The sequence below is a fragment of the Limimaricola cinnabarinus genome (assembly GCF_047631075.1).
Lineage (GTDB): Bacteria > Pseudomonadota > Alphaproteobacteria > Rhodobacterales > Rhodobacteraceae > Limimaricola > Limimaricola cinnabarinus.
Map to the genome: position 1 here is coordinate 17360 of NZ_JBLHYX010000009.1, position 25291 is coordinate 42650.

Annotated in this window: 23 protein-coding genes; 5 read left to right on the top strand and 18 right to left on the bottom strand. The window is 66.0% G+C overall.

The window, feature by feature from the left end; translation table 11 throughout:
* The 9 genes from murD to ACJASC_RS09055 all read right to left on the bottom strand — a co-directional run bounded on the left by murD (position 1) and on the right by ACJASC_RS09055 (position 10880).
* On the bottom strand, positions 1–1398 hold the full coding sequence (murD, locus tag ACJASC_RS09015) for a UDP-N-acetylmuramoyl-L-alanine--D-glutamate ligase (protein WP_415145350.1): 1398 nt from the start codon (positions 1396–1398) through the stop codon (positions 1–3).
* A 22-nt stretch (positions 1399–1420) separates the two neighbouring features.
* A complete protein-coding gene (mraY, locus tag ACJASC_RS09020; protein WP_021692790.1) occupies positions 1421–2503 on the bottom strand; it encodes a phospho-N-acetylmuramoyl-pentapeptide-transferase in 1083 nt (360 codons plus the stop codon).
* 5 nt (positions 2504–2508) lie between these two features.
* Positions 2509–3951, bottom strand: coding sequence for a UDP-N-acetylmuramoyl-tripeptide--D-alanyl-D-alanine ligase (locus ACJASC_RS09025; RefSeq protein ID WP_415145352.1), 1443 nt, complete (start codon positions 3949–3951; stop codon positions 2509–2511).
* Positions 3948–5450, bottom strand: coding sequence for a UDP-N-acetylmuramoyl-L-alanyl-D-glutamate--2,6-diaminopimelate ligase (locus ACJASC_RS09030; protein WP_415145354.1), 1503 nt, complete (start codon positions 5448–5450; stop codon positions 3948–3950). The genes ACJASC_RS09025 and ACJASC_RS09030 overlap by 4 nt, the downstream gene beginning before the upstream one ends.
* Positions 5451–5466: 16 nt before the next feature.
* Complete coding sequence (locus ACJASC_RS09035) at positions 5467–7251, bottom strand: peptidoglycan D,D-transpeptidase FtsI family protein (RefSeq protein WP_415145356.1); 1785 nt, start codon at positions 7249–7251, stop codon at positions 5467–5469.
* Positions 7248–7607, bottom strand: coding sequence for a cell division protein FtsL (gene ftsL / locus ACJASC_RS09040; RefSeq protein WP_021692786.1), 360 nt, complete (start codon positions 7605–7607; stop codon positions 7248–7250). The genes ACJASC_RS09035 and ftsL overlap by 4 nt, the downstream gene beginning before the upstream one ends.
* Positions 7604–8578 (bottom strand): 16S rRNA (cytosine(1402)-N(4))-methyltransferase RsmH, encoded by a 975-nt coding sequence (rsmH, locus tag ACJASC_RS09045; RefSeq protein ID WP_415145358.1) that lies wholly within the window; start codon positions 8576–8578, stop codon positions 7604–7606. Before rsmH ends, ftsL begins: the two co-directional genes overlap by 4 nt.
* 1 nt (position 8579) lies before the next feature.
* On the bottom strand, positions 8580–9074 hold the full coding sequence (locus ACJASC_RS09050; protein ID WP_052512671.1) for a division/cell wall cluster transcriptional repressor MraZ: 495 nt from the start codon (positions 9072–9074) through the stop codon (positions 8580–8582).
* 693 nt (positions 9075–9767) lie between these two features.
* Entirely contained in the window at positions 9768–10880 is a 1113-nt protein-coding gene (locus ACJASC_RS09055) for an Mrp/NBP35 family ATP-binding protein (protein WP_415145361.1), read from the bottom strand.
* Positions 10881–11194: 314 nt separating this feature from the next.
* Between ACJASC_RS09055 and ACJASC_RS09060 the strand changes: the two genes are divergently transcribed.
* Both ACJASC_RS09060 and ACJASC_RS09065 read left to right on the top strand, forming a co-directional pair.
* Positions 11195–11404 (top strand): DUF1127 domain-containing protein, encoded by a 210-nt coding sequence (locus ACJASC_RS09060; protein WP_021692782.1) that lies wholly within the window; start codon positions 11195–11197, stop codon positions 11402–11404.
* An 819-nt stretch (positions 11405–12223) separates the two neighbouring features.
* Positions 12224–12829, top strand: a complete 606-nt coding sequence (locus ACJASC_RS09065) for a LysE family translocator (protein WP_045319653.1) — start codon at positions 12224–12226, stop codon at positions 12827–12829.
* 60 nt (positions 12830–12889) lie between these two features.
* Here ACJASC_RS09065 and ACJASC_RS09070 read toward each other — a convergent pair whose 3' ends face one another.
* The 5 genes from ACJASC_RS09070 to mgtE form a co-directional block, all read right to left on the bottom strand.
* The gene (locus tag ACJASC_RS09070) at positions 12890–13639 is read right to left on the bottom strand and encodes a YebC/PmpR family DNA-binding transcriptional regulator (protein WP_021692780.1); all 750 of its coding nucleotides are present in this window, start codon (positions 13637–13639) and stop codon (positions 12890–12892) included.
* 73 nt (positions 13640–13712) lie between these two features.
* Positions 13713–15491: an SLC13 family permease gene (locus tag ACJASC_RS09075; protein WP_415145364.1), complete on the bottom strand. Its 1779-nt coding sequence runs from the start codon at positions 15489–15491 to the stop codon at positions 13713–13715.
* Between the two features lie 63 nt (positions 15492–15554).
* On the bottom strand, positions 15555–16370 hold the full coding sequence (locus ACJASC_RS09080; RefSeq protein ID WP_415145366.1) for a TIGR00282 family metallophosphoesterase: 816 nt from the start codon (positions 16368–16370) through the stop codon (positions 15555–15557).
* Between the two features lie 135 nt (positions 16371–16505).
* Entirely contained in the window at positions 16506–17072 is a 567-nt protein-coding gene (locus ACJASC_RS09085; RefSeq protein WP_415145368.1) for a 5-formyltetrahydrofolate cyclo-ligase, read from the bottom strand.
* Positions 17069–18457, bottom strand: a complete 1389-nt coding sequence (gene mgtE / locus ACJASC_RS09090) for a magnesium transporter (protein ID WP_021692776.1) — start codon at positions 18455–18457, stop codon at positions 17069–17071. Before mgtE ends, ACJASC_RS09085 begins: the two co-directional genes overlap by 4 nt.
* Positions 18458–18567: 110 nt before the next feature.
* Here mgtE and guaD point away from each other — a divergent pair, with 110 nt between their 5' ends.
* Entirely contained in the window at positions 18568–19857 is a 1290-nt protein-coding gene (gene guaD / locus ACJASC_RS09095) for a guanine deaminase (protein WP_415145371.1), read from the top strand.
* 5 nt (positions 19858–19862) lie between these two features.
* On the opposite strand, the gene ACJASC_RS09100 is transcribed toward guaD, so the two are convergent.
* Both ACJASC_RS09100 and ACJASC_RS09105 read right to left on the bottom strand, forming a co-directional pair.
* Complete coding sequence (locus ACJASC_RS09100) at positions 19863–20675, bottom strand: inositol monophosphatase family protein (protein ID WP_021692773.1); 813 nt, start codon at positions 20673–20675, stop codon at positions 19863–19865.
* A 117-nt stretch (positions 20676–20792) separates the two neighbouring features.
* Complete coding sequence (locus ACJASC_RS09105) at positions 20793–21161, bottom strand: helix-turn-helix domain-containing protein (RefSeq protein WP_085894704.1); 369 nt, start codon at positions 21159–21161, stop codon at positions 20793–20795.
* A gap of 529 nt (positions 21162–21690) precedes the next feature.
* Between ACJASC_RS09105 and ACJASC_RS09110 the strand changes: the two genes are divergently transcribed.
* The gene (locus ACJASC_RS09110; RefSeq protein WP_021692770.1) at positions 21691–22467 is read left to right on the top strand and encodes a Bax inhibitor-1/YccA family protein; all 777 of its coding nucleotides are present in this window, start codon (positions 21691–21693) and stop codon (positions 22465–22467) included.
* A 146-nt stretch (positions 22468–22613) separates the two neighbouring features.
* Complete coding sequence (locus ACJASC_RS09115; RefSeq protein ID WP_415145374.1) at positions 22614–23981, top strand: aminotransferase; 1368 nt, start codon at positions 22614–22616, stop codon at positions 23979–23981.
* A 96-nt stretch (positions 23982–24077) separates the two neighbouring features.
* Here ACJASC_RS09115 and phaR read toward each other — a convergent pair whose 3' ends face one another.
* Together phaR and ACJASC_RS09125 are read right to left on the bottom strand one after the other, a co-directional pair.
* The gene (gene phaR / locus ACJASC_RS09120; RefSeq protein WP_021692768.1) at positions 24078–24617 is read right to left on the bottom strand and encodes a polyhydroxyalkanoate synthesis repressor PhaR; all 540 of its coding nucleotides are present in this window, start codon (positions 24615–24617) and stop codon (positions 24078–24080) included.
* A 121-nt stretch (positions 24618–24738) separates the two neighbouring features.
* The gene (locus ACJASC_RS09125) at positions 24739–25203 is read right to left on the bottom strand and encodes a phasin family protein (protein WP_021692767.1); all 465 of its coding nucleotides are present in this window, start codon (positions 25201–25203) and stop codon (positions 24739–24741) included.
* Between the last annotated feature and the right edge of the window lie 88 nt (positions 25204–25291).

Genomic DNA, 25291 nt, shown 5'->3' on the forward strand with positions numbered 1-25291 from the left:
TCAGAGCCGGGCCTTGACCTCGCTCGCGAAATCCTCGCCGCGCTGCTCGAAATTGTCGTATTGATCGAAGCTCGCCGCCGCGGGGGCCAGAAGCACGGTGTCACCCGGCTCCGCCTCAGCCATGGCCCGCTCCACAGCGACGACCATGCTGCCGCAGACCTCGGCCTCGACGCCCGAGAGCTTTACCGCGAAGGCCTCGGCCTCGCGGCCGATCACATAGGCCTTGGCGACGTTTGCCAACCCCTCGCCCAAGCCCGACAGCCCGCCTTCCTTCTCGAGGCCGCCGCAGATCCAGCGGATGCGCGGAAAGGCGGCGAGCGCCTTGGCGGCGGCGTCGACATTGGTGGCCTTGCTGTCGTTGACGAAGGCCACGCCATCCCGTTCCGCCACCCGCTGCGAGCGGTGCGGCAGGCCGGAATAGGAGCGCAGCGCCGCCTCGATGCCGCGCGGCCCGAGGCCCAGCGCGCGTGCGACGGACCACGCAGCGCAGGCATTCTGGTGGTTGTGCGCCCCCGGCAGGCCGGGAATGTCGCGCAGGTCGACCGAGGCGACCTGACGGCCCTTGCGGTACTCGCTGAGGAAACCCTTGCGCGCAAAGACATTCCAGCCGGGACCGGTGAGCTTGCGGCCCGAGGAGATCGCGATGACGCGATCGTCGGCGGCGGCGATGGCGAGCTGGTTGGCGAGGTAGCGGCCTTCGTTCTCGTCGACACCAATCACGGCGCGGTCCGGCCCGCCCTCGGAAAAGAGCCGCCGCTTGGCCGCGAAATATCCACCCGGCCCGGCATGCCGATCAAGGTGATCGGGCGAGAGGTTGGTCAGCACCGCGATGTCGGGCGTGAGCGCACGCGCCAGTTCCGTCTGGTAGCTCGACAGCTCCAACACCACCACCTCGCCGTCATGCGGCGGATCGAGATCGAGCACGCCGCGGCCGATATTGCCTGCAAGCTGCGCGGGGCGGCCGTTCTCGATCAATATGTGATGGACCAGCGCCGAGGTGGTCGACTTGCCGTTTGAGCCGGTAATGGCGACGACGCGGGGCAACGTGTCGAACTGGTCGAAATCTTCGGTCGCATAGCTGCGAAAGAACAGGCCGATGTCGTTGTCGACCGGCACCCCCGCCTCCCAAGCGGCTGCGATAGCGGCATGCGGCGCGGGGTAGAGATGCGGGATGCCCGGAGAGGTGACGAGAAGCGACACGCCCTCGTAGGCGCTCGCACGGGTCAGGTCGCGCAGCTCGATGCCTTGGGCTTCGGCGGCCTCGCGCCCCGAAGGGCCGTCATCCCAAGCGACGACCTGCGCGCCGCCGGCCTTCAGCGCCGCCGCCGTGGCCCGGCCGGACCTGCCCAGCCCCAGCACCGCGACGGTCTGGCCCTCATGTCCGCGAACCGGGATCATAGCTCTCTCCGTGAAATGCGTCTCAGCGCAGCTTCAGCGTGGCCAGGCCGATCATCGCGAGGATCAGCGAGATGATCCAGAATCGGATCACGATCTGCGGCTCGGACCAGCCCTTCTTTTCGTAGTGATGATGGATCGGCGCCATCAAGAAGACCCGGCGCCCGGTGCGCTTGAAGTAGAGCACCTGAATGATCACCGACAGCGCCTCGACCACGAAGAGCCCGCCGACGATCGACAACACGATCTCGTGCTTGGTCGCCACTGCAATGGCCCCGAGGCCGCCGCCCAGCGCGAGAGAGCCGGTGTCGCCCATGAAGACCGCCGCAGGCGGCGCGTTGTACCACAGAAAGCCGAGGCCCCCGCCGATCAGCCCCATGGTGAAGATCAGGATTTCGCCGGTGTCGGGCACGTAGTGGACGCCGAGATACTCGGTAAAATCGGTGCGGCCCACGGCATAGGCGATGACGCCAAAGGCACCGGCGGCGATCATCACCGGCATGATCGCAAGCCCGTCGAGACCGTCGGTGAGGTTCACCGCATTGGCGGCGCCGACGATGACGATCATCGAAAAGGGCACGAACAGGATGCCGAGGTTGAGAAGCATCTCGTTATAGACCGGGAAGGCGAGCTGGTTGGTGAGGTTGTCGGGGTGATACATCGCCGCCCACCAACCCGCGAGTGCAGCGATGGTGAAACCGATCAGCAGCCGCAGCTTGCCCGAGACGCCATCGGTGTTCTGCTTGCGGACCTTGGCGTAGTCATCGGCAAAACCGATCATCGCGAAGCCCAGCGTCACGAAAAGCACCATTAGCACGTAAGGATTGTCGAGCCGCGCCCAGAGCAGCGTCGAGGTCATTACCGCGCCGACGATCAAGAGCCCGCCCATGGTCGGGGTGCCCGCCTTGGCAAAATGCCCCTCGGGGCCGTCGGTGCGGATCGGTTGGCCCTTGCCCTGGGTGCGACGCAGCACGTTGATCAGCGGCGGTCCGAAGATGAAACCGAACAGAAGCGACGTCAGAAAGGCCCCGCCCGCCCGAAAGGTGATGTAGCGAAACAGGTTGAAGAAGTCGCCGCCGTCGGACAGCAGCGTCAGCAGGTAGAGCATGGGCCTCAGGCCTCCTTGTCGCCGGAGGGCCTGCGTTGCCCCAGTTTGCGGATCGCGTCAACAAGACGGCTGACATGGCTGCCCTTGGAGCCTTTGACCAGCACGACATCGCCGGAATCGACCAGCCGCGCCGTCTCGGGGATCAGCTCCTCGACCCGCTCGACCCAACGCCCGCGCTGCGCCTCGGGCAGCGCGTCGTGCAAGGCGCGCATCCGCGGCCCCACGCAATGCACCGTCCTGAGCGCGGCCATCGCCGGATCATTTGCCATCTCGGCGTGCATCCCGCGCTCGCGCGGGCCCAGCTCCAGCATGTCGCCCAGGATCGCGATGCGGCGACCGCGATGCACCCGCCCCACCCCGTCTCGAGTCCGGGCGGCGGCGAGCACCGCGAGCGAGGCCGACAGCGAGGTCGGGTTGGCGTTGAAACTGTCGTCGATCAATTCCAGCGTCTCACCGTCGCGGGCGGGGTCGATGACCACCGTCTCGCGGGTGCCGCGCCCGGCGGGCGGCGCCCATGCGGAAAGGTTGCAGATCGCACGGGCCCGGTCGGCGCCCATGGCCTGCGCCACGGCGATCACGCCCAGCGCGTTAACCATGAAATGCCGCCCCTCGGTCGCGACCTTGAGCATGATGTCGGTGCGCCACAGCCGCGCCTTGCCGACGGTGGCGCCTTCTCGCACATGCGCCTCGCGCAGCCGGTGATGGTTGCTGACGCCGCCGCCGAAACCGATGATCTTCGCCCCTGCCGCGCGGGCGCTGGCGCGCAGGATCGGGCTCACCGCGAGGTCGCCGTTGATCACGGCGCAGCCGCCCGGCTCCAGCCCCTCGAAGATCGCGGCCTTCTCCTGCGCGATCCCCTCGACGTTCTCGAAGGCTTCGAGATGTACGGCGGCGACGGTGGTGATCATCGCCACATGCGGCCGCGCCATGCGAGCAAGCGGCGCAATCTCGCCGGGATGGTTCATGCCGATCTCGATCACCGCGAAGTCGGTGTCGGCGGGCATCCGCGCCAATGTCAGCGGCACGCCCCAGTGGTTGTTGTAGCTCGCCTCGGCGGCATGGACGCGGCCCTGCCCTTCGAGCGCTGCGCGCAGCATCTCCTTGGTCGAGGTCTTGCCTACCGAACCGGTGATCGCCGCGACCCGGGCCCCGGTACGGGCGCGGCCCGCGATGCCAAGCCGCTCCAGCGCCGGCAAGACCGCATCGACGATCAGCAGGGGCGCATCTTCGGGCACGTCGTCGGGCACGCGGCTGACGAGGGCGGCGGCGGCCCCCTTCTCAAGCGCCTGCGCTACGAAGTCGTGCCCGTCGCGCGCCGCCTCCAGCGCAACGAAGAGATCGCCGGGCTTCAGGGTGCGGGTGTCGATCGAGACGCCGTCGGCGTTCCAATCGCCTCTCGCGCGTCCACCCGTCGCGGCGGCGGCATCGGCTGCAGTCCAGAGAGTCATGCGTGGCCCTCCAGAGCGGCCACGGCGACCGAAGCCTGCTCGGCGTCGTCGAAGGGCAGAACATTGTCGCCGACGATCTGGCCGGTCTCGTGGCCCTTGCCGCAGATCAGCAGCGCGTCGCCCGGCCCAAGCGCATCGACGCCCCGAAGGATCGCCTCGGCGCGGTCGCCGGTCTCGGTCACGCTTTCGGCGCCGCCGATCACGCCGCGCGCCCCCTCCAGCACGGCGGCGCGAATCGATCCCGCGTCTTCGGACCGCGGATTGTCGTCGGTGACGATCACCGCGTCGGCGTGATGGGCGGCGGCCGCCCCCATCAAGGGTCGCTTTCCCCGGTCGCGGTCGCCGCCCGCACCGATGATGGCCACGATACGGCCCATCACATGCGGGCGCAGCGCCTTGAGCGCAGTCTCGACCGCGTCCGGGGTGTGGGCGTAATCGACGAAGACCGTCGCGCCATTGTCGCGCCGTGCGGCAAGCTGCATCCGTCCGCGCACGGTGGTGAGTTCGGGCAGCGCGCGGAACACGTCGTCGGGGTCCTCTCCCGCGCCGATCACCAGCGCGGCGGCCAGAAGGACGTTTTCGGCCTGAAAGCCGCCGACGAGGTCGAGACGACACATGCGCGCCATACCCTGCCAGGCAAAGCGCAGCTCCTGGCCGGTGGATTCGAAGCGTTGCGCGAGAAGACGCAACCGAGCGCCCTCGGCGTGACCCACGCCAATCACCTCCTGTCCGCGCGCCGCGCAGCGCCGGGCGATCTCTGCGCCCTTGGTATCGTCGAGATTGACGGCAACCACGCCCTCTTCGGGCAGCACCCGATCGAACAGCGCGAGCTTGGCCTCGAAATAGGCTTCGAAGCTCTGGTGATAGTCCAGATGGTCTTGCGTGAAATTGGTGAAGCCCGCCGCCGCCGGCACCACCCCGTCGAGCCGGTGCTGGTCGAGACCGTGGCTCGACGCCTCCATCGCCACATGGGTCACCCCTTCGCGCGCGGCCCTGGCCAGAGCGCGGTGCAGGGTGATCGGCTCGGGCGTGGTGTGCTTGAGCGGATGGGTCCATGCGCCCTCGACCCCGGTGGTCCCAAGATTGACGGCGCGGTGCCCCAGCGCGGTCCATATCTGCCGCGCGAAGGTCGAGACCGAGGTCTTGCCATTGGTGCCGGTCACGGCGACGAGGGTGCCGGGCGCGGGGCCGAACCACAACGCGGCGGCATGAGCCAATGCCTGGCGCGGCTCTTCGGCGATGATCAGCGCCGCCGATGACGACGAGAGCGCGGATGCTGCGATGCGCGCGCCGTCCGCATCGGTAAGGATCGCCGCGGCGCCCCCTTCGAGGGCCGTCTCGACGAAACCCGCCCCGTGCGAGACCGAGCCGGGCAGCGCCGCAAAGAGATGACCTGGCCGCACCTCGCGGCTGTCCACTGACAGCCCCGTGAGACGCGCCTCGCGGCCGCCCTGCGCCGTCAGCCCCAGTTCGGCCAGCGTGGCCACCTTGCCGTCCATCTTAGCCCCTCGCGGATCAGTTCGCGGCCAGCGATATACCCTCAATGGGCGCGCCTTCAACCTGCGGTCTGAGCCCCAGAAGCGGCGCGGTCCGCCGGATCATCTCGGAGGCGACGGGCACGGCGGTCCAACCGGCGGTGCGGCGCGGAATCGATCCCGTGGTCTCGACCGGTTCGTCGAAGGTGACGACGAAGACGTATTCGGGATCTGTCGCGGGGAACATGCCCGCGAAAGTCGAGATCACCTTGTCCTTGTAGTAGCCGCCGCCATTTTCCTTGGGCTTGTCGGCGGTGCCGGTCTTGCCACCCACCTCGTAGCCTTCGACATCGCCCAAGCTCGCGGTGCCACGGCTGACCACGGCGCGCAACATGGCGCGCGTGGCGGCGGCGGTTTGCTCGCTCACCACCCGCTCGCCGGGCGCGCGGTTGGCGTTGTGCAGCAGCGTCGGCGTCACCTTGATCCCACCATTGGCGAGTGTGGCGTAACCGGCGGCGAGATGCAGCGGCGTGACGGAGAGCCCGTGGCCATAGGAGATCGTCATGGTCGAGATCTCGGACCACTGCGCTGGCAGCAATGGCTTGCCGGTGGGCGCCTCGACCATCTCGACCTCGGTGGGTTCGAGCATGCCGAGCCGACCGAGGAATTCGCGCTGTTTCTGGGCGCCGAACATCAAGGCGATGCGCGAGGTGCCGATGTTGGAGCTTTCCACAATCACGTCGGTGGCCGAGAGCTGCGGGCCGTAATCGTGGAAGTCGCGGATGCGGAACCGGCCCCATGTCATCGGGCCCTTGGTGTCGATCATGGTCGAAGGCTGGATCAGCCCCATCTCGAGACCCTGCGCCACGGTAAAGATCTTGAACACCGAGCCCAGCTCGTAGACGCCCTGCACCATGCGATTGAAGAGCGGGCTGTCGGCGGGCGACCCCTTGATCAGCGGCCGCGGACGGTTGTTGGGATCGAAATCCGGCAGGCTCGCCATGGCGACGATCTCGCCGGTCTTGGCCTCCATCAGCACCGCCGCGGCACCGCGCGCATTGAGCAGGTTCATACCACCCAAGAGCACCTCCTCGACCGCCGACTGCACGGTGAGGTCGAGCGAGAGCTGCAAGGGCGCGCCTTCATTGGCAGGATCGCGCAGATAGGCGTCGAAGCGCCGCTCGACCCCCGCCACGCCGATCACCTCGGCCGAGGAGACGCCCTCGCGCCCATAGCTCGCGCCACCGAGAATGTGAGAGGCGATGGGGCCATTGGGATAGATCCGCATCTCGCGCGGGCCGAACAGCAGGCCCGGATCGCCAATGTCATGCACCGCCTGACGCTGCTCGGGGCTGATCTGCTTGCGAATCCACAGGAACTTGCGCGGGCCGGCGAAATCCTCGAGCAGCTCCTGCTCGTCGAGCTCGGGGAAGATCCGCACCAGTTCGGCCGCAGAGCGCGCCGGGTCGATCATCTGCGGCGGCTGGGCATAGAGCGCGTAGGTATCGAGGTTGGTGGCGAGGATCCGGCCCTTGCGGTCGGTGATGTCGGCGCGCTGGGCAATAATCGGATTGCCCGAATCGGCGGCGCGCGGCTCTTCGGCAGGGGCGCCCGCCATGCCGCCCATCTTCAGAGCGATGGCACTGAAGGCGATGAAGAAGAAACCGCCGAGCACCAGCAGGCGGCCTTCGGCACGCGAGCGGGCGCGGTCGCGCACCTCTTCGTGGCGCAGGCGCAGGTTCTCGCGCTCGATCGCGTCGGGGTTCTCGCCATGGTCGCGCGCCTTGAGGATACGCGCCAAGGGGCGCAGCGGGCGACGGATCACAGCGGCTCCTCATCGGTGTTCATGAAGGCCGAGGACACTTCGACCGGGTTCATGATCGGCGGCAGCATTTCGGGCGGGAAGCCGACCTGTTCGATCTGGCCGAAGGCTTCGGGCCGCAGCGGCAGAAGCCCGAGACGGTCGAAGTTGAGATCGGCGAGGTCGCGCAGGCGGTCTGGGCGGTTGAGATAGGCCCATTCGGCGTTGAGCATGCCAAGCCGCGCATGTGCGGCGCCAATGCGGGCATAGAGCTGTCGCACATCACGCAAAGATTGCTGCGTGCTGTAGTTCTCCTGATAGGCCCAGAAGCCCAAGGCGACGACGGCCAGAGCCGACAGCACGTAGATCACGCCCCTCATCGACGTTTCTCCCCTTTGTTCAAGATAGGCATTCCCAGCGCGGCAGGATCGGCCCGCCCCGCCGGAGCATCGGTGCGCCGGGCCACCCTGAGCCGCGCCGAGCGGGCGCGCGGGTTGGCGGCGAGTTCCTCGTCATCGGGCCCGGCGGCCTTGCGCCCCACCAGTTCGAAGGCAGGCGGAGGTCCCTCGACCTCAGGCGCGAAGCGGTTGGCGTTGCCGGTAGCGCCGGCGCGCAGCTGCATGAAACGCTTTACCATACGGTCCTCGACCGAGTGGAAGGTCACCACGCCCAAAAGTCCGCCGGGCTTGAGCGCGCGTTCGGCGGCGGCAAGGCCCTCGTAAAGCTCGTCATATTCCTCGTTCACCGCGATGCGCAGCGCCTGAAAGCTGCGGGTCGCGGGGTTGGATTGTCCAGGCTTCTGGCGTGGCAGGCAGCGCGCGACGATCTCGGCCAGCTGCAACGTCGTGGTAACGGGGCGCGCCGCGACGATGGCGCGAGCAATACGACGGCTCTGCCGCTCCTCGCCATAAAGGAACAGGATCCGCGCGAGATGCGCCTCCTCGGCCTCGTTCACGATGTCGGCGGCCGAGGGGCCGGTATTGCCCATGCGCATGTCGAGCGGGCCGTCTTTCTGGAACGAGAACCCGCGCTCGGCCTGATCGATCTGCATCGAGGAGACGCCGAGGTCGAGCACCACGCCGTCGAGCGACTCGCCTGCGAGCTGGTCGAGCTGCGAAAACCGTCCCTCGCGCATCTGCAGCCGATCACCGTATTGTACGGCCCATGCCTGCGCCATCCGGAATGTCGACGGATCGCGATCAACCGCGAAGACCCTGTCGGCGCCCGCGTCGAGAAGCGCCCGCGTATAGCCGCCCGCCCCGAAGGTGCCGTCGAGCCATACGCCTTCGATCGGGGCCAAGGCCGCGATCAGCGGTCGCAACAGGACGGGAACATGCGGTGCGTCGGTCATATCAAAGGCCTCCCACAAGGCTTAGTGGGTCGAAGCCCTCGGGCTGCTCTCCGAGCCAGTCGGCGGCGTCCTGGCCCACGGTGGTCTCGAAGGTGTCGGCCTTCCAGATTTCGAAATAGTCGCCGACGCCCATGAACAGAACCTCGCCCTGCTCCAGCCCCAGCTTGCGGCGCTGGCGGATCGGCATGACGATGCGGCCGTCGCGGTCGATCTCAAGCTTCATCGATTGGCCGAGATAGAGCCGGCTCACCATCTGCTTTTCCTTGGTGCCCGAGGGCATGGCCCGGATCTGGGCGTAGATGCGGTCGAACTCATTGACCGAGTAGACCCGCAGATTGTCCTTAAGATGGTCGCCGAACTGCAGGTAAATCTTGGGGTTTAATCCTTCGGTCCAGTCCGGATCACCGGCTTCGAGCACCCGGCGGAAATCGGCCGGGATGGACATGCGCCCTTTCCCGTCGATCTTTTGCGGATACTCTCCGGTGAACGCCAGCACGCCTATCGAGACCCTTGCCCATGCCCACCCAGGTCATCAGACCTTGTGTAACGAAAACGGCGGACCGAGCTGCTGCCACTGCTCGATCCGCCGCATCGTCCCGTTTCCGGGATGTCCGATCGCGCGCGCCACCTGGGGGGATGTCTGCTCGCTCGCGCGCCGGATCTCTTGTTAGAAAACAGCGGGTTGCCTGTATGAACCTGCTAATTTTTTGCCGATGGGGTCTTGTTGCCCCGTAATCGTCGTCCACCGTTTCCTTGGCCATAGGGATGCCATGGGAATTCATGGGAGGCAACAAATTTCAGGCCCGGAGTTAACCGTATCCCAACGCGATTCAACGCGTCACGTCTCGGAAATGTGAGAATTCATGGAATAAACCGCAACATAAGGCGCAATAAGTAACATCTTACACCATATGTTGATTAAGGCGCCGAGTGGCGGAAAGCCCCGGTCCTGCAGCATTGTCGCAACGTGCAACGGATTCCCCGAGGGCAAGTTCCGACAAGACCCTTCGAATCTTCAAAAAGATCGCCAAGTTGTGGGTAATTATGGGGATAACTTGATCCAGCCTGTCGAATCGACGCGCTCGATTCGAGCAAGCCGACGAACTCCCATGAGATCCCGGAACGCCATCCCATGCGATCCCGGCTGTGGCTACTGGGGTTTCCCAAGGGACGGTCGGGACCGGAGAGGTCAGGCCACGCCGCCCGCGACGAGACCACGGGCAATCTGCTGGTAGGCCTCGGCCATCGCGCCTTCGCCCGCGGCGACCGGCACGCCCGCATCCCCGGCCAGCCGCGTGTCGAGATCGATGGGCAGGCTGCCCAGCAGCGGCGCGCCGAGGCGCTCGGCCTCCTGCGCGACGCCACCATGACCGAAGATATGTGCCTCATGCCCGCATTCGGGACATATATAGAGAGACATGTTCTCGATCAGCCCCAACACGGGTGTCTTGAGCGTCTTGAACATATCGATCGCCTTGCGCGCATCGAGAAGCGCTACGTCCTGCGGCGTCGACACGACGATCGCCCCCGTCAGATGCGTGCGCTGGCACAAGGTGAGCTGGATGTCGCCCGTGCCCGGCGGTAGATCGACGATGAGCACGTCGAGTTCGCCCCAGGCCACCTGACCCAATAGCTGCTGCAGCGCCCCCATCAGCATCGGCCCGCGCCAGACCACCGCCTTGTCCGGGTCCAGCATCAGGCCAATCGACATCATGGTGACTCCATGCGCCCGCAGCGGTTCGATCGTCTTGCCGTCCGGCGAGCCGGGCCGCTTGGACACGCCCATCATGCGCGGCTGCGAGGGCCCATATATGTCGGCGTCGAGCAGACCGACCCGCCGCCCTTCGCGCGCGAGCGCCACGGCAAGGTTCGAGGCGACGGTGGACTTGCCCACGCCACCCTTGCCCGAGCCCACGGCGATGATCCGGTCGACGCCGGCAATGCGCTGCGGGCCGGCCTGGCCCGGCGGCTGGGGTGTCGGGTGGCGTCCGATCTTGAGGGAGGGTGCCTGTCCGGTGGATGCGGGGCGCGGCGCAGGAGCGCTGGGCGCTGCCGGCCCATGCGCCGTCAGCACCACGCTTACCAACTCGACACCCGGCAGGGCCCGCACCACCGCTTCGGCGGCTTGGCTTACCGGTTCGAGCTTGCGCGCCGTCGCCGCATCCGGCGCCTCGATGACGAATCGTACCTTGCCACCGTCGATACCGAGTGCGCGGATCATGTCGCGCGAAACGAGATCGCCGCCGTCGGGCAAACCGATGCGGCGCAGTTCTTCGAGGATTTGGTCGCGCGTCAGGGTCATCCGGGATCCGTTTCCTTGTCTGCCATCAGGCGCTTGCCCGATCTCCGGGCGAGACTCGCGTTTTGCCGCCCAAAGCGCAAGCAGCCATGAAAAAGCCACAATTACCTTGGGGAAGCCCATGATTTCATGAAACTTTTACCATGCGTTCGCTGCATAGCAGCATTGCCCATCCGGGGGATTGTGCATCCGCAGCATGAGCCTATTTTGAATATCGAAGACGCATACGGCGCCTTTGACGACCGGTCCCGCAGTCTGGGGCCTACCAGAGAGCAGACCGGCCCGACATCGGGCCCCGAATGAAAGAGGTATGCAACATGGCATACACGACCGAAACCCGCAGCGCCGGCCTGGGCCAGCGCATCTCGGCCTTCCGCGCCAGCTTGGCTGACCGGATCGCGAAGAACAAGACCTATCGCTCAACCTATAACGAGCTGCAGGCGCTGACCGATCGTGATCTTGCCGATCTGGGCATCGCCCGGTCGATGATCAAGCGCATCGCGATCGAGGCTAGTGAGACCAAGTGAGTTTCCCAGTTCCCGACCGGTTCCTCCTCCTCCCTGAACCGGTCGCGAGCCGCGGCACCGCCCTTCCTCCTCTCTGGGCGACCCGCAACGAGGCGACGGCATCCTCCTCCTCCCTGATGCCGTCGCCTTGAAAGTTACCCGAATACGGGCCGCTCCCTCCTCCTCCCTGGGGCGCGCACGTAGATCAGACCGGCAGGGTCCTCCTCCTCCCTGACCCTGCCGGTCGCATACCACGGGCGCTTCTCCTCCTCCCTTGGAGCGCACGCGGACCAAAGAGCGGCGGGGCCTCCTCCTCCCTGCCCCGTCGCTCGCAGGAATTGACAAATACGGGCCGCCCCTCCTCCTTTCCTGGGGCGCGCACGTAGATCAGACCGGCCGGGCCCTCCTCCTCCCTGGCCCTCGCCGGTCGACCAAGACGCGCGACGCCCTCCTCCTCCTCCCTGGGTGGCGCGTGGATCAGAGCGACGGGATCTCCTCCTCCCTGTCCCGTCGCTCGCGACATTCGAATACGGGTCGTTCCCTCCTCCTCCCTGGAACGGCGCGCATCAGACCGGCGGGGTCCTCCTCCTCCCTGACCCCGCCGGTCGCTCAGGATACGGATGCTCCTCCTCCCAGACAGGCATCCGTTGCATAGACCGGCCGGGCCCTCCTCCTCCCTGGTCCGAGCGGGTCGACCGAGACGGTCACGGGTTCTCCTCCTCCTCCTCCCTGAGGGCCCGCGCACCGGAACATGACGGCGGCGCCCCTCCTCCTCCCTGGGCGTCGCCGTTTCTCGTTTTGGGACTTTCCATTCCCGTCGGAGGGTGCAGATTGGCGCACATGACAGCGCTCTCGCTCCTCCCCGCCCTCATGGGCTTTGCTCTCGTTACCCTGTTCACGCCGGGGCCCAACAACCTGATGCTGATGGCGTCGGGCGCCAATTTCGGCCTGCGCCGCTCGGTGCCCCACATGGCGGGGGTGGCCCTCGGCTTCGCGGCGATGGCAGGGCTCGTCGGGCTCGGGCTGGCGCAGGTGTTTGAGATCTGGCCCGCGCTGACCACCGTGCTGCGCGTGGTCTCGATCGGCTTCCTGCTCTGGCTCGCCTGGAAGATCGCCAGCGCCGCGCCGAAATCCGCCGCGGCGCCCGAAACCGAAGGGACACCGCTCACCTTCCTGCAGGCGGCGGCTTTCCAATGGGTGAACCCAAAGGCTTGGGCCATGTCGGTAACGGCGACCAGCGCCTATGTCGGAGATGGCGGCCTGTGGGGCGTGGCGCTGGTGGTCGCGGTCTTCGCCGCGATGGGCACTGTCTCGGCGGGGCTATGGACCGTGCTGGGCCAGAGTCTGCGACGCCTGCTGTCGGAGCCGCGCCGGTTGCGGATCTTCAACTTCGTCATGGCGGGCCTGCTGGTCGCCACGCTTTGGCCGATTCTCGCCGCGCTGTGACGCGAAACGCCGGAGGCCCGCGAAAGCCTCCGGCGTTCAGATCGATCCCGACCGCCGGGATCAGCTCTCGGAATAGGCCTGCATGACCTCGTCGGAGGCTTCGAAGTTCGTCGTGACACTCTGCACGTCGTCGTCGTCTTCGAGGGTCTCGACCAGCTTCATCAACTTTTGCACGCCATCGAGATCGAGCGGGGTGCGGTTCTGCGGCTTCCAGATCAGCTTGGTGGTCTCGCTTTCGCCGAGGCTGGCCTCAAGCGCCGTCGCCACCTCGTTGAGGTCTGTGTCGGCGCAGTAGATCCAGTGGCCGTCCTCGTCGCTCTCGACATCCTCGGCGCCAGCTTCGATCGCGGCCATCATCACCGTGTCGGCATCGCCGACCTCGGCCTTGTAGAAGATCTCGCCCTTGCGATCGAACATGAACGACACCGAGCCGGTCTCGCCGAGATTGCCGCCGCTCTTGCCAAAGGTGGAGCGCACGTTCGAGGCGGTGCGGTTGCGGTTGTCGGTCATCGCTTCGACGATCACCGCGACGCCGTTGGGGCCATAGCCCTCGTAGCGGATCTCGTCATAGCTCTCGGCGTCGCCGCCTTGGGATTTCTTGATGGCGCGGTCGATCACGTCCTTGGGGACCGAGACCGACTTGGCCTCCTTGACGGCCATGCGCAGGCGCGGGTTCTTGTCGGGATCGGGGTCGCCCATCTTGGCGGCGACGGTGATCTCCTTGGAGAGCTTCGAGAACAGCTTGGAGCGCGCGGCGTCCTGCCGCCCCTTGCGGTGCTGGATGTTGGCCCATTTGGAATGGCCGGCCATGGCGGGGCTCCTGTCGTGATATGCGAAAGTCGGGGTCTCTATATGCCAGCCCCCCTGAAGGGGGCAAGCGCGCTCAGAGCGGGAAGAACAGCGGGATCACGATCGACGCCGTCAGGGCGGTGAGCACGTTGAGCGGCACGCCGATCCTGAGAAAGTCCGAGAACTTGTAGCCGCCGGGGCCATAGACCAGCGTGTTTGTCTGGTAGCCGATCGGCGTGGCAAAGCTGGCGGAGGCCCCGAACATCACCGCCACGATCAACGGGCGCGGGTCGACGCCCAGCGCCTGCGCAAGACCGATCGCCACCGGCGTCAGGATCACCGCCACCGCGTTGTTCGACACGATCTCCGTCAGGACCGAGGCCAGAAGATAGACCACCAGCACCAGCGCCCAGCTCGGCAGATGCGTAAGCCACGGGGTCAACCAGTCGACCAGCAAGCTCACCGCGCCCGAGTGATCGAGCCCCGCCCCCACCGCCAGCATGCCGAAGATCAGCGCCAACAGCCGCCCGTCGATGAAGCCGAACGCCTCGTCCGCGTCGATGCAGCGCGTCAGCAGCACCACAGCCACGCCGATGAAACTCATCACCGCGATGTTGGCGACACCGATCGCCGAAAGGCCGACGATGGCAAAGAGCACGGCGAGCACGATCGGCGCGTGGCTGCGGCGATAGGCGCGCTCGGTCGGCTGCGCGACGTTGACGAGGTTCATGTCGGTGGCGAGGCGCTGGATGTCGGCCATCGAGCCTTCCAGCAGCAGCGTGTCGCCCACCCGCACCACGAGATCGTCGATCTGACGGCCGATGTTCTTGTCGCGGCGATGCACCGCGAGGGTGTAGACGCCGTAGCGGCGACGCAGGCGCAGATCGCCGAGCTTGCGACCGACCATGCGGCAATCAGGCGAGATCAGAACCTCGACCGTCGTGGTTTCGACCGCCGAAACCTGATCGACGCGGCGGAGGCTCTTGTTGGATTGCAGCGACAGAAGCTCGGTCATCGCGGTGCGCAGCACCACCCGGTCGCCGACTTCGAGCGTGACGCCGGTGAGGTTGCGCCTGAGCGAGGCGTCGCCCCGCACCACGTCGATCAGCCGCACGCCTTCGCGCTTGAACAGCTGCACGTCCGTGACCTCGCGGCCGATCAGGTTGCTGTCGGGCGGGATCACGGCTTCGGTGAAGAAACGCATCTTCGACTTGCCCGAAAGCAGGCCCGCCATCGAATCGCGATCGGGCAGCAGCTTCCGGCCGATAAGGCCGAGATAGGCCACAGCGACACTGGCCATGACGAGACCCGCACCGGTGATCTCGAAAATGCCGAAAGGCTCCATGCCAGCAGCTTGCACGACGCCATCCACCAGCAGGTTGGTCGAGGTGCCGATCAGCGTCAGCATGCCGCCGAAGATCGCGAAGTAGCTCAGTGGGATCAGCAGCTTCGAGGGCTGGTGCCCCATCTGGGCCGATAGCCGCACGAAAATCGGGATCATCACCACGACGATGGGCGTGTTGTTGATGAAGGCCGACATGGCGAGCACGGTGAAGGTGAGCGTGATCAGCGTCGTCTTGGGACGTTTTTCGACATGGCGCGCGGCCTGAGCCGAGATCCAGTCGAGCGCACCGGTGCGTACCAAGGCCCCCACCACGACAAAGAGCGCGGCGATGGTCCACGGGGCCGGGTTGGCAAAGATGCCGATGGCGGTGGCCTCGGGCAGGATGCCCAGTACCAGCATCGCGATGGCGCCGGTGATTGCCACCACCTCAACGGGATATATCTCGCGCAGAAAAGCGAGGAACATCGCCAGCACGATCACCATGGCGGTGATCGCTTCGATTTCAGGCGACAGGGAAATGCCGAACATCGTCAGAACCTTTTCAGACGACCGTGATCACGGCCGGAGCATCGAATGGCCGAAGGCCGGGCCTCATGCGGGGCCGCTTTGCGACAACCGACCGCCCTGCCGCACCATCTCCACCCGCGTGGCGAGGCCGGTGCGATCGTCGGTCTCGACATAAAGACCCGACAGGGTGACTTCTTCCATCGCGGGCGTGAACCGCCCGCCCGGCATGCCGGTGATGAAGCGCCGGAGCGGTTCCTCCTTCTGCATGCCGATGACGCTGTCGTAATCGCCGCACATACCCGCATCGGACTGGAACGCAGTGCCACGCGGCAAGATTGTCGCATCCGCCGTTGGCACATGGGTGTGCGTACCCACCACGATCGAGGCGCGCCCGTCGCAGAAATGCCCCACCCCCATCTTCTCGCTCGTCGCCTCGCAATGGATGTCGATCAGCGACGCGGCCACGGTTCCGCCCAGTGGATGCGCCTTGAGCACCGGCTCCAGTGCGGAGAAGGGATCGTCATAGGGCCGGCTCATAAAGACCTGCCCCAACGCCTGCGCCACGAGGACCTTTCGGCCCCGCGTCGCCTCGAACACCCGCGCGCCGGTGCCGGGGGCGGCTTTGGAGTAGTTGAGCGGACGGATAATGCGCGGCTCGCTCTCGCAAAAGCGCATCATGTCCTTCTGATCGAAGGCGTGGTCGCCCAAAGTGATCACGTCGGCGCCCGCCTCCAGGATGCCCTTGGCATGTTCGGCCGAAAGGCCACGCCCGCCGGTGGCGTTCTCGCCATTGACCACCACGAAATCGAGCCGCCAGTCACGGCGCAGGCCAGGAAGCCGCTCCGCCACGGCCTGCCGGCCACCGCGACCCATCACGTCGCCAAGGAACAATATTCTCATTCCGCAGGTGTTAGGGCGGTGATTTGCAAAGGGCAAGCGAAGCATCGAGGCCCGCCCTCGTCACGTGGCGACGCGGGGCAAACCGCCCGATCCGGCGACAGCGCAGGGCCCGGAACGCCCGTTCACGGGCGTCGCTCAGGACGGGACGACGATCCCGGATTCGGTAATGATCAGGTCCAAAGGCTGATCGGTCTCCTCGACCGGAATTTCGTCGGCCTCCTGCGCGGCAAAGGCGAACCCCACGGCCTGAACCGGCCCCGTGGCGCGCAGCAGCTCGAGCGTGCGGTCGTAGAATCCGCCGCCATAGCCGAGCCGGTGGCCGTGCCGATCAAAGGCCACCAGCGGCAGGATGACGATCTGCGGCACGATCCAGTCGCCCGAAACGGGGATCCGCGCGCCGAAATGCCCCTCCTCGAGCGCGCATCCCGGCATCCATTCGCGAAACCGGAGCGGCCGCCCCGCCCCTTCGATCACCGGCACGCCGACGCGGGCGGTCTCGGCGGCCTTGGCCATGGCGGGCAACGGGTCGATCTCACTGCGCATGGCCATGTAGCCCGCGACCGGCAGGCCCGGATGCCCTGCGATCCAGCGAGTCAGATGCTCGGCCTGTGCGCTTGCGTCGCGATGCGCCAGTTCGCGACGCAGAAACGCCGCCTCGCGCGCCGCCTTCTTGCGGGCCGCAAGGCCGGTATGTGCGCTCACAGCAGAATCACCGAGGCCAGCCCGAGAAAGGCGAAAAAGCCCACCACGTCGGTCACCGTGGTCACGAAGGTTCCCGAGGCCAGCGCCGGATCGACGCCGAAGCGGTCGAGCACCACCGGCACCACGACCCCCGACAGCCCGGCCACCACGAGGTTGATCACCATCGACACCGCGATGACGCCCCCCAGAAGCGGCGAGCCGAACCAGACAACACCGACGATGCCCATCACCACCGCGAAGGCGAGACCGTTGATCAGCCCGACGGCCACCTCGCGCCGGATCACGCGCCAGACGTTGGAGGTGGTCAGGTCGCGCGTGGCGATCGCCCGCACCGCGACGGTGAGCGACTGTGTGCCTGCGTTGCCGCCCATCGAGGCCACGATCGGCATGAGAACGGCCAGGGCCACGAGACCGGCGATGGTTTCTTCGAAGATCGAGATCACTAATGAGGCGATGATCGCCGTGCCGAGGTTCACGGCGAGCCATGGCAGCCGCTGCCGCGTCGTCTCGCGCACCGAATCCGACAGCTCGCTTTCGCCGCCGACACCGGCGAGGCGCAGGATATCCTCCTCGTGCTCCTCGTCGAGCACGTTCATCGCGTCGTCGATGGTGATGACGCCGACCAGCCTGTCATCGTCGTCGACCACCGGGGCCGAGATCAGATGGTACTGGTTGAAGGCATAAGCCACCGCGCCCTCGTCATCCTCGACATGGAAGGTGCGAAAGCTCTCCTCGGTGATGTCGCGCAGCGGCGTGGCGCGCGACTTGGACAAGAGCCGCCCGATCTGAACATAGCCCACCGGCTTCATGCGTGGATCGACGAGCATCACGTGGTAGAACTGATCGGGCAGCGTCTCGGAGCGGCGCAGGAAGTCGATCGCCTCGCCCACGGTCCAGTGCTCGGGCGCACGCACCACCTCGACCTGCATCAAACGCCCGGCGGATTCCTCCGGGTAGGCCAGCGCCTTTTCGACCGCGATCCGGTCGATGGCGGCCAGCGCGTCGAGCACGGCGGCCTGCTGGTCCTCATCAAGATATTCGACGAGGTCGACCACATCGTCCGACTCCAGCTCGCGCACGGCCTGCGCCAACTCGGTCGGCGCGAGGCTCTGGATGATCTCCTCGCGCAGGTTGTCGTCGAGCTCCGACAGGATCTCGCCGTCCATGCCACCCTTCCACAGCGCCAGCAGCGCCCGGCGGTCGCGCGCGTCGATCTGTTCGAGAAGGTCGGCGATGTCGGCGGCGTGCAGCGGCTCGAAGATCGCGTCGAGCCGGGCCACGTCCCCCGCCTCGACCGCGTCAAGCACCTCGTCGAACAGCCGCGCCGGCAGACCGAAATCGCCCTCGTCGTCCTGTGGCTCCTGGGGGTCGATCTTGTCGGTCATGGCGGCTCCCGATGTTTGCGCGGACCATAGTGGATGTTCGCGCGACGGCAACCGGGGGGCCGAGGCACGGGCGGATTTACCTGACGCCCGACCGCTCCTATCGTCGCCGCATGACAAAGATATTGCACTTGGGCCAGACCCTGAGCTTCACCGGCGATCCTTTCGTGGAAGGCCCCGCCGCCGCCACCCATTCAAGCCGCGGCGGGGTGCTGATCGAGGGCGGCCGCGTCATCGCCACCGGCGAGGCCGACGCGCTGCGCGCGAACCATCCCGGGGCGGAGGTGACCGATCACGGCGACGGGCTGATCCTGCCCGGCTTCGTCGATGCGCACATGCATTATCCACAGACCGCGATGATCGCGAGCTGGGGCAAAAGGCTGATCGACTGGCTGAACAGCTATACCTTCCCCGAGGAGATGAAATTCGCCGACCGCGCCTATGCGAACGAGATCGCGGGGCGCACGCTCGACCTCGCCATCGCGTACGGCACCACGACGCTGACCAGCTTCTGCACGATCCATCCCGGCAGCGTCGATGCTTTCTTCGAGGCGACACAGGCGCGCGGCATGGCGGGCTTCGCGGGCAAGACCTGCATGGATCGCAACGCCCCCGACGGACTGCGCGACGATGCCCGAAGCGCGCATGACGACAGCGAGGCACTGATCGAACGCTGGCACAAGAAGGGCCGAGCCACCTATGTCATCACGCCGCGCTTCTCGCCCACCTCCAGCCCCGAGCAACTCTCGGCGCTGGGCGCGCTCTGGGCGGCGCATCCGGACTGCCTGATGCAGACGCATCTGTCGGAGCAGGTGGACGAGATCGACTGGGTCAAGGGGCTCTACCCGCAGGCGTGCGATTACCTCGACACCTACGAGCAGCACGGCCTCTTGGGCGCGCGCGGCCTCTACGGTCACGCGATCCATCTCGAACCGCGCGAGACCGACCGGCTGCGCGAGACCGGTGCCGGGCTGGTGCATTGCCCGACCTCGAACACCTTCATCGGGTCGGGGCTGTTCGACATGGCGGCACGGGTGGCCGAAGGGCAGCGGATCGGACTGGCCTCTGATACGGGCGGCGGCTCGTCCTTCTCGATGCTGCGGGTGATGGGCGCAGCCTATGAGATCGGCCAGCTGAAGCGCAACCCGATCCACCCGGCGCAGCTTCTTTGGCTCGCCACCGAAGGCTCGGCCACAGTGCTGCATTCGGAAGGAGAAATCGGCCGCCTCGCACCGGGGGCGATGGCGGACATGATCGTGCTCGACCTCGCCTCCACCCCCGGCATCGCCCAGCGCAGCGCGGTGGCCTCCGATATCTGGGAGGCGCTGTTCCCGACCATCATGATGGGCGACGACCGCGCCATCGCGAAGACCTATATCGCGGGGCGCCAAATGAAGGGCTGAGGCCCCTAGTCGCGTTCGTGCAACAGCGCCAGCGCCTCGGCATGGATTTGGGAGTTGGCCGCGGCAAGCACGCGGCCGCCCTCATGTGCCGGACGCCCCTCCCAATCGGTGACGACGCCGCCCGCGGCTTCGATCACCGCGATGGGGCCACAGATGTCATAGCTGTTGAGCCCCGCCTCGATCACCAGGTCGACCTGACCGAGGGCGACGAGCGCATAGGCGTAGCAGTCCATGCCGTAGCGGGTGAGCCGCGCGACCCGGCTCACCGCTTCGAAGCCCGCGCGATCCTGCGCCGTGCCGACCTCCGGGAAAGTGGTCATCACCGTCGCTTCGGCGAGCGGGCGCGCGGCACGGCCGCGCAGTGCCATCTCGCCGCGCGGCCCGGTGAGACGCGCGATGCCGAAACCGCCTTCGAAACGCTCTTCGATATAGGGTTGATCGATCAGGCCGAACAGCGGGCCCTCCGCACCGCATACCGAAATGAGCACGCCCCATGTCGGCGCTCCGCAGATATAGGCGCGCGTGCCGTCGATCGGGTCGAGCACCCATGTCAGGCCGCTGGTCCCGGGGGTCGCGCCATATTCCTCGCCCAGTATCGCGTCATCGGGGCGACGCCGGGCCAGCACGGCACGCATCGCGCGTTCGGCAGCGCGGTCTGCCTCGGTCACGGGATCGAAACCTGCCGCATCCCCGGTCTTGTCGTCGGCGGCGATGGCCTGCCGGAAATGACGCAGGGTCTCGGGTCGTGCGGCATCGGCCAGCGCATGTGCGGTGGCAACGAGGTCCTGCGCGAGGTCGAAGGGGAGCGTACCGGTCATGAGAAGCCCATCCAGATCGGACGGACAGCCCCGCCCCGACACGGGCGGTAACGCGCGGACGGTGCCCCGGTCAAGCCGGGGGCACCGCCGCGACCGGGCTCATTCAGGCCAAGTCTTTCAAGCGGCGTCGCTTAGCACCCGGGCCAGATCGAACAGGCGGCGGCGCTGCTGTTCCGGGATCGCGTAGTAGGAACGCAGAAGCTCCAGCGCCTCGCGATCGGCCATCACGTCGCCCGGCATGTCGCCGGGCCGCGCCTCGGGTTCGGCGGCGTCCATGCCTTCGAAGAAGAAGGAGACGGGCACGCCGAGCGCATGCGCGATGTCCCACAGCCGCGAGGCCGAGACACGGTTCATGCCGGTTTCGTACTTCTGGATCTGTTGGAACTTGATGCCGACCTTTTCGGCCAGCTGCTGCTGTGTCGTGCCGTTCATCCATCGTCTATGACGGATGCGCTTCCCGACATGAACGTCTACCGGATGCTTCATGTCTCGTCCCTTTTGCTCTTGCTTTTGCGAATATCGGCGACAGCCCAGTGGACATCGCCTTGCGCGTGAAATGCTTCGCGGACACCATGCCCATCTATATACCCATATAGACACGCATCGGTTGCATCGGTCATCATTGCTTTTTGGTCATGAATCGGGGCATTGGATCACCGGAACCTGTCCGGAAGGACAGGAAAACGCCGCAAACTGATGTTTCCAAAGACGGATCACACAGGCTTGTCACCGCGTCGCGCACGGCCCGCCTGTCGTTTCCCAAACGGACATGGGTCGACCTCGGTGATTGTCAACCGCAGCCTCGCCTTCGCCCTCCCCAAAGCGACCGCCTTTGCGGGATATGGCGGGGATCGGACCGCCGATCGCCGCCGCCTGCCGCCCTGAGCGATGAGGCTTCGCTGCAACCGGATGAGAGCCTTGCCGAAACTCTGTCTCAGCAAGGCTCCGCGATCTTGAATAATCGGCCCTGATCGCCAATATCGAGAGCAAGAGTTGTATTCCAACGGAGGTCTCGATGGCTGATTACAATACGATCCATGCGACGGCCGGGGCCCGGTCCGCACGGATCGACGAGGGGCTCCGCGCCCACATGAACAAGGTCTACGGCACGATGTCCGTGGGCATGCTGATCACCGCCGCCGCGGCTTGGGCCATTTCGGGTCTCGCGGTGACGACCGATCCCGGCATGGCCGCGGCGCAGATCGGCACCGGCAAATATCTGACCAGCTTCGGCGCGGCGATCTACACCTCGCCGCTGCGCTGGTTGATCATGTTCGCGCCTCTCCTGTTCGTCTTCGGCTTCTCGGCCGGCATGAACCGCATGTCCGCCGCGACCGCGCAAGTCGTGTTCTATGCCTTCGCGGCGGTGATGGGGCTGTCGCTCAGCTCGATCTTCCTCGTATTCACCGGTGCGTCGATCATTCAGGTGTTCTTGATCACTGCCATCGCCTTCGCGGGCCTGTCGCTTTACGGCTACACCACCAAGAAGGACCTGTCGGGCTTCGGCACCTTCCTGATCATGGGCGTGATCGGCCTGATCGTCGCTTCGATCGTGAACATCTTCCTCGCCTCCTCGGCGGTGGCCTTCGCGATCTCGGTGTTGGGTGTTCTGATCTTTGCGGGCCTCACGGCCTATGACACTCAGAACATCAAGAACATCTACGTGAGCCACGCGGCCCACGGTGACAGCGAGTGGCTGGGCAAGGCCGCCATCATGGGCGCGCTGCAACTCTATCTCGACTTCATCAACATGTTCATGTTCCTGCTGCAGATCTTCGGCAATCGCGAATAAGCGACGCGAACAAGATGCGATCTCGGGGCCGGTGGACACACCGGCCCTTTTTCGTGGCCAAAGACCTGCCCTCGCGTCGTGCCAAGGCCGCGATTGCGGCGGCACAGAGCGCCGACTAGGCTCGCGCCAACCCGCAGGAGACCATGATGACCAACGACAGCCCCAATAGCTGGGATGCCCGCGCCGCCGCCCATTCCTTTTACGGTTTCACCGACCTGCCGACCGTGGCCGAACGCGGCACGATCGTCGTCACTCATGGCGAGGGACCCTATATCGTCGACACCGAGGGGCGGCGCTATCTCGACGCCAATTCCGGCCTTTGGAACATGGTCGCGGGCTTCGACCACCCCGGCATGATCGCCGCGGCCCAGGCGCAATACGCACGGTTTCCGGGCTACCACGCCTTTTTCGGCCGGATGTCGGACCAGACGGTGATGCTGTCGGAAAAGCTCGCCGAGGTTTCACCCTTCGACAATGCCAAGGTGTTCTATACCAATTCAGGCTCCGAAGCGAATGACAGCATGGTCAAGATGCTGTGGTTCCTCTGGGCCTCGGAGGGGCAGCCGCAGCGCCGCAAGATCCTTACCCGCGTCAACGCCTATCACGGCGTCACCGCCGTCTCCGCCTCAATGACCGGCAAGCCCTACAACGCCGTCTTCGGCCTACCGCTCGACGGCTTCGTCCATCTGTCCTGCCCGCATTACTGGCGCTTTGGCCAAGAAGGCGAGAGCGAGGCGCAGTTCACCCAGCGCATGGCCGACGAGCTGGAGGCGACCATCGCGCGCGAGGGGGCCGACACCATCGCGGGCTTCTTCGCCGAACCGGTGATGGGTGCCGGCGGTGTGATCCCGCCTAGCGAAGGATATTTCCAAGCAATCGCGCCGATCCTGCGCCGCCATGGCATTCCGCTCATCTCGGACGAGGTGATCACCGGCTTTGGGCGCACCGGCAATACATGGGGCTGCGAGACCTACGATTTCATGCCGGACGCGATCATCTCATCGAAGAACCTCACCGCGGGCTTCTTTCCCATGGGGGCCGTAATCCTCGGCGAGGCGCTGGCCGATCGGATGCAGCGCGCGGCCGAGAAAATCGAGGAGTTTCCGCACGGTTTTACCGCCTCGGGCCACCCGGTCGGCTGCGCCATCGCGCTCAAGGCGATCGACGTGGTGATGAACGAAGGGTTGGCCGATAACGTGAGACGCCTGACGCCGCGCTTCGAGGCGGGCATGGCGCGGCTCGCGCAGCATCCGCATATCGGCGAGTGGCGCGGCAAGGGCTTCATGGGGGCGCTCGAGGCGGTGGCCGACAAGGCGACGAAGACGCCGTTCGCGGGGCACCTGTCGGTCAGCGAGCGGATCGCCAACGCCTGCACCGACCAAGGGCTGATCTGTCGCCCGCTGGGCCAGTCCATCGTGCTCTGCCCGCCCTTCATCCTCACCGAGGCCCAGATGGACGAGATGTTCACCAAGCTGGAAACGGCGCTCGACAAGGTCTTTGCCGAGGTCGCCTGACGGTCAAGCGGGCCGGACACAAGGTTCGGCCCGCCGGTTCATCCCTACGGAAACAAGCGGCGGGCGGTCCCTGCCCCGGTCATCTCGGGGGGCGGGTCACTTGCTCATGCGAGCCAGTTTGGATTGAAGCTCGGCGAGTTGCTTCTTGATGTCCTCGAGATTGTCGCCGTTGCCGTCCTGCCCAGGGCCGGTCGAGCCCATGACGCCGCCGGTCATCGCCTTGAAGAAGGCCTGTTGCTGCGCGCGCATCGCGTCGAAGCCGGGCATCTGCCCCATCGGCGAAACCTTGGTCATGTTCTCCATCATCTTCGACTGCCCGTCGCGCAGCATCTCGAAGGAGGCGGCGAGGAACTGCGGCACGACGGAGCTGGCCTGACTGGTGTAGCTGCGCACGAGATCGGTGAGCACATCGACCGGCAGCACGCTTTCGCCCCGACTCTCGTGCTCGGCGATGATCTGCAGCAGATACTGCCGCGTCAGGTCGTCGCCCGATTTCAGATCGACGATCTGGACCTCGCGGCCGGCGCGGATGAAGCCCGCAATATCCTCGAGCGTGACATAGTCGCTGGTCTCGGTGTTGTAGAGCCTGCGGCTGGCATAGCGCTTGATCAGAAGCGGTTTCGCGGTCTCGGCCATCTCGGTCCCCCCAAGGCATGATGCGCTGCAGCAAAGCCTAGGGTGATGTTTCCCAAAAAGAAAGGGCGGGCTGCGCGTGGCAGCCCGCCCATACGGCGCGGGAGAATCGCCGCAGTGCGGCTTACTTCGACGCGGTCTGACCGGCCTGCGCGGTCGCCTTGCGGGTCGCGGCCTGTGCGTCGGCGCCGGCCTTCTTGGCGGCGTTGGTCATGTCATCGCTCATGTCCTTGCCGGCCGAAAGCATCAGTTCGAGGGTCTCGGTCTGCAGCTTCTTGGCGATCTCGGCGAAGGCGGCCATGTGCTCGGAGGCAGCTTCGGCCGAGGCCGAGGCGAAATCGCTCATCGACTTGGCATAGTCGGCAGGCTCGGACTTGGCGCGGGTCACTTCGCCGAACTTGGCAAGCGTGTCCTGAGCCCATTTGGCCGACAGCTCGGTCGACTTCTGAGCGGCTTCGAGGTTGGCAGCCGACAGCTTCTCGGCGAGAGCGGTCTGGTTGCGGAAGGTCTCTTCCATGTTCTTGGTGTCGACGGGGAACGAACCCATCATGTCCTTGAAAATCGAAGTGAAATCTTGAGTATTGGCCATTGGAGGTCCCTTTCTGGTCGCAGGTGCGGCAGCTCGGTGGCTCCGCTTGTGAACTCGTAGACCGAATATGAATGCTGCACCGCAGCAA

Coding starts and splice junctions, on each gene's coding strand:
- murD (WP_415145350.1), bottom strand. CDS start 1,398: ATGATCCCGGTTCGCGGACATGAGGGCCAGACCGTCGCGGTGCTGGGG.
- mraY (WP_021692790.1), bottom strand. CDS start 2,503: ATGCTCTACCTGCTGACGCTGCTGTCCGACGGCGGCGACTTCTTCAAC.
- ACJASC_RS09025 (WP_415145352.1), bottom strand. CDS start 3,951: ATGACTCTCTGGACTGCAGCCGATGCCGCCGCCGCGACGGGTGGACGC.
- ACJASC_RS09030 (WP_415145354.1), bottom strand. CDS start 5,450: ATGGACGGCAAGGTGGCCACGCTGGCCGAACTGGGGCTGACGGCGCAG.
- ftsL (WP_021692786.1), bottom strand. CDS start 7,607: ATGAGGGGCGTGATCTACGTGCTGTCGGCTCTGGCCGTCGTCGCCTTG.
- rsmH (WP_415145358.1), bottom strand. CDS start 8,578: ATGACCGACGCACCGCATGTTCCCGTCCTGTTGCGACCGCTGATCGCG.
- ACJASC_RS09055 (WP_415145361.1), bottom strand. CDS start 10,880: ATGACCCTGACGCGCGACCAAATCCTCGAAGAACTGCGCCGCATCGGT.
- ACJASC_RS09060 (WP_021692782.1), top strand. CDS start 11,195: ATGGCATACACGACCGAAACCCGCAGCGCCGGCCTGGGCCAGCGCATC.
- ACJASC_RS09065 (WP_045319653.1), top strand. CDS start 12,224: ATGACAGCGCTCTCGCTCCTCCCCGCCCTCATGGGCTTTGCTCTCGTT.
- ACJASC_RS09070 (WP_021692780.1), bottom strand. CDS start 13,639: ATGGCCGGCCATTCCAAATGGGCCAACATCCAGCACCGCAAGGGGCGG.
- ACJASC_RS09075 (WP_415145364.1), bottom strand. CDS start 15,491: ATGTTCGGCATTTCCCTGTCGCCTGAAATCGAAGCGATCACCGCCATG.
- ACJASC_RS09080 (WP_415145366.1), bottom strand. CDS start 16,370: ATGAGAATATTGTTCCTTGGCGACGTGATGGGTCGCGGTGGCCGGCAG.
- mgtE (WP_021692776.1), bottom strand. CDS start 18,457: ATGACCGACAAGATCGACCCCCAGGAGCCACAGGACGACGAGGGCGAT.
- guaD (WP_415145371.1), top strand. CDS start 18,568: ATGACAAAGATATTGCACTTGGGCCAGACCCTGAGCTTCACCGGCGAT.
- ACJASC_RS09100 (WP_021692773.1), bottom strand. CDS start 20,675: ATGACCGGTACGCTCCCCTTCGACCTCGCGCAGGACCTCGTTGCCACC.
- ACJASC_RS09105 (WP_085894704.1), bottom strand. CDS start 21,161: ATGAAGCATCCGGTAGACGTTCATGTCGGGAAGCGCATCCGTCATAGA.
- ACJASC_RS09110 (WP_021692770.1), top strand. CDS start 21,691: ATGGCTGATTACAATACGATCCATGCGACGGCCGGGGCCCGGTCCGCA.
- ACJASC_RS09115 (WP_415145374.1), top strand. CDS start 22,614: ATGACCAACGACAGCCCCAATAGCTGGGATGCCCGCGCCGCCGCCCAT.
- phaR (WP_021692768.1), bottom strand. CDS start 24,617: ATGGCCGAGACCGCGAAACCGCTTCTGATCAAGCGCTATGCCAGCCGC.
- ACJASC_RS09125 (WP_021692767.1), bottom strand. CDS start 25,203: ATGGCCAATACTCAAGATTTCACTTCGATTTTCAAGGACATGATGGGT.